The organism is Caulobacter sp. (genome assembly GCF_049283275.1).
In the GTDB taxonomy this organism is placed as follows: domain Bacteria; phylum Pseudomonadota; class Alphaproteobacteria; order Caulobacterales; family Caulobacteraceae; genus Caulobacter.
Window position 1 is genome coordinate 1 of sequence record NZ_JBAPVS010000222.1, and the last position, 3,276, is coordinate 3,276.

The following is a 3,276-nucleotide window of genomic DNA, read 5'->3' on the forward strand; positions in this document are numbered from 1 at the left end:
CCCCTCTGGGGGAGGTGGCCCGGAGGGCCGGAGGGGGTTTCGCGCTCCCTACCCCTTCAGCGCCCCCGCCACGACCTCGCGCGCTTCGGCCTGCACCGACTTCAGATGATCCGGACCCAGGAACGACTCCGCATAGATCTTGTAGACGTCCTCGGTGCCCGACGGCCGCGCCGCGAACCAGGCGTTCTTGGTCGTGACCTTCAGCCCGCCGATCGCCTCGCCGTTGCCGGGGGCGTTGGTGAGGATGTCGGTGATCGGCTCGCCGGCCAGGGTCTTGGCGGTGACGTCGGACGGGCTCAGGGCGCCCAGCCGCGCCTTCTCCGCCCGGTTGGCCGGGGCGTCGAGGCGGGCATAGGACGGCGCGCCATACCGGTCCGTCAGGCCGGCATAGAGCTGGCTGGCGCTTTGGCCCGTCTTGCCCTGGATCTCGGCGGCCAGCAGGGCCAGCAGCAGGCCGTCCTTGTCGGTGGTCCAGACGGTCCCGTCGCGGCGCAGGAACGACGCCCCAGCCGACTCCTCGCCGCCGAACCCGACACTGCCGTCCAGCAGCCCCGGCACGAAGTGCTTGAAGCCGACGGGCGTCTCCAGCAGGCGACGGCCCAGGCCCGCGACCACGCGGTCGATCATCGAGGACGAGACCAGGGTCTTGCCGACGGCGACGTGCGGGCCCCAGGCCGGGCGGTTGGTGAACAGATAGGCGATCGCGGCCGCCAGATAGTGATTGGGGTTCATCAGGCCGGCGTCCGGCGTGACGATCCCGTGGCGGTCGGCGTCGGCGTCGTTGCCGGTGGCGACATCGTATTTGGCGCCCCCCGCCATGGCGTTGATCAGGTTGGCCATGGCCGAGGACGACGAGCAGTCCATGCGGATCTTGCCGTCGGTGTCGAGCGGCATGAACGCCCAGCGCGGGTCGACGGCGTCGTTGACCACGGTCAGGTCCAGCCGGTGGCGGTCGGCGATCTCGCCCCAATAGGCGACGCTGGCCCCGCCCAGCGGATCGGCCCCGATCCTCACCCCGGCGCCGCGGATGACGTCCAGGTCCAGGATGCTGGGCAGGTCGTCGATATAGTGGGCCAGGAAGTCGTAGCGCCCGGCGCCGGCCAGGGCGCGCTCGAACGGGATGCGTCTGACCCCGGCCAAGCCGCCTTCCAGCAGCTGGTTGGCGCGTGCGGCGATCACCGAGGTGGCCTCGCCCCCGGCGGGACCGCCCGACGGCGGGTTATACTTGATGCCGCCGTCGCGGGGCGGGTTGTGCGAGGGGGTCAGCAGGACGCCGTCGGCCTGGCCGGGCGCCTCGCGGTTGTGGCGGAGAATGGCGTGCGACACCGCCGGGGTCGGGGTGAAGCCGTCGCGCGAGTCGATCAGGGCCTCCACGCCGTTGGCGACCAGCACCTCCAGCGTTGTGCGCCAGGCGGGTTCGGACAGCCCATGGGTGTCGCGGCCGACGAAGACGGGGCCGTTGATCCCCTGGGCGGCGCGGTATTCGACGATGGCCTGGGCGACCGCCAGGATGTGGTCCTCGTTGAACGCAGCATCCAGGCTGGAGCCCCGGTGGCCGGAGGTGCCGAACGCCACGCGATGGGCGACGTTGGTCGGGTCGGGGCGAACCTCGAAATAGGCGCGGGTCAGGGCGTCCAGATCGACGAGGTCTTCGGGTCGGGCCTGACGGCCGGCGTGCTCATGCATGCGCTCACCCTTATCGACCGCCGGTTCGCCGTTCAATGTCCGCGGCCCCGCCAGGACGAAGGGCCGGCCTTTTGCCTCGAACCGAGGCGGCGGCTCCCGCGGTCTAGAACGCTTCCGCCACGATCGTCCCGTCCGGCAGCAGGGCCGCGCGCTTGAGGCCGCTGGAGGCGAAGGGCATGGCGACGTTCCCTTCGCGGTCCACCGCGATCAGCCCGCCGTGGCCGCCGAGGTCGGCCACCTCCTGGATGGCGGCCCGGGCGGCGGCTTCCAGGCTTTCGCCGCCGAACCGCACCCGGTGGGCGATCTGGGCGGCGACGGCGGTGCGGATGAAATACTCGCCCTGGCCGGTGCAGGACACCGCGGCGTGACCGTCGGCCCAGGCCCCGGCGCCGATGATCGGGCTGTCGCCGACCCGGCCCGGCAGCTTGCCGAACACCCCGGCGGTCGAGGTCGCCGCCGCCAGTCGGCCCTCGGCGTCGCGGACCACGCAGCCGACCGTGCCGGTGGGCAGGACATCAGACGCATGATTGGCCTCGAAGGCGCCGGCGTGGGTGAACCAGGCGGCGGGATCGGCGATCGCCTTGAGGCCCTGTTCGCGAGCGAAGGCCATGGCCCCTTCGCCGGCCAGCATCACGTGCGGGGTGCGCTCCATCACCGCCCGGGCGGCCAGGATCGGGCTCTCGAAGCCCTGCAGGGCCGCCACCGACCCGGCCCGCAAGGTGGCGCCGTCCATCAGGCTGGCGTCCAGCTCGTATTCGCCGTCGGCGTTGGGCGAGGCGCCCTTGCCGGCGATGTAGAGACCCGAGGCCTCCAGGGCGACCACGGTCTCCACGGCGACGTCCAGGGCGCCGGCCCCCGCCGCCAGGCGGTCGCGCGCCGCCTCGACCAGGCCGCGCATATGGGCGATCTCGACGCCGTAGTCATGGCCGCGCTTGGGACCCGCGCCGCCGTGCAGGGCGAGAGTAAAACGTTTGTTTGACATTCTGCTTCCTTGGCCGAGCGGCCTGCGCTAGCGTCCGCGCTCATAACGAAGAAAGACGGGAGAGGCGAGATGAAGGCGGTGCTCAGCAAGGCGGTCGGCGGACCCGAGACCTTGGTGCTGGAAGAGCTTCCCGATCCCGTCGCCGGTCCCGGCCAGGTGGTGCTCGCCGTCAAGGCCTGCGGCGTCAACTATCCTGACGTCCTGATCATCGAGGACAAATACCAGTTCAAGCCCGAGCGGCCGTTCGCCCCCGGCGGCGAGGTGTCGGGCGTCGTCACCGCGGTGGGCGAGGGCGTCACGAGCCTGAAGGTCGGCCAGCGCGTGCTGGCCTCGACCGGCCACGGCGGCATGGCCGAGCAGGTGGCGCTGGACGCCGTGCGCTGCACGCCGATCCCCGACGACATGCCGTTCGACGAGGCCGCGGCCTTCATTCTCACCTACGGCACCTCCTATTACGCCCTGAAGGACCGCGGCCATCTGAAGGCCGGCGAGACCCTGCTGGTGCTGGGCGCGGCCGGCGGCGTCGGCCTGGCGGCGGTGGAGCTGGGCAAGGCGATGGGCGCGCGGGTGATCGCGGCGGCCTCCTCTCAGGAGAAGGTCGACCTGGC

General features: G+C 71.8%; 3 protein-coding genes. 1 reads left to right on the top strand and 2 read right to left on the bottom strand.

The features are described from left to right. Nucleotides 1–48: 48 nt before the first annotated feature. A complete protein-coding gene (gene pgm / locus WAL33_RS12490) occupies nucleotides 49–1,686 on the bottom strand; it encodes a phosphoglucomutase (alpha-D-glucose-1,6-bisphosphate-dependent) (RefSeq protein WP_422181883.1) in 1,638 nt (545 codons plus the stop codon). A 103-nt stretch (nucleotides 1,687–1,789) separates the two neighbouring features. Then, entirely contained in the window at nucleotides 1,790–2,668 is an 879-nt protein-coding gene (locus tag WAL33_RS12495; protein ID WP_422181884.1) for an isoaspartyl peptidase/L-asparaginase family protein, read from the bottom strand. A 69-nt stretch (nucleotides 2,669–2,737) separates the two neighbouring features. Here WAL33_RS12495 and WAL33_RS12500 point away from each other — a divergent pair. Next, nucleotides 2,738–3,276: alcohol dehydrogenase catalytic domain-containing protein (locus tag WAL33_RS12500; RefSeq protein WP_422181885.1), on the top strand; the 539-nt coding region annotated here is incomplete at its 3' end.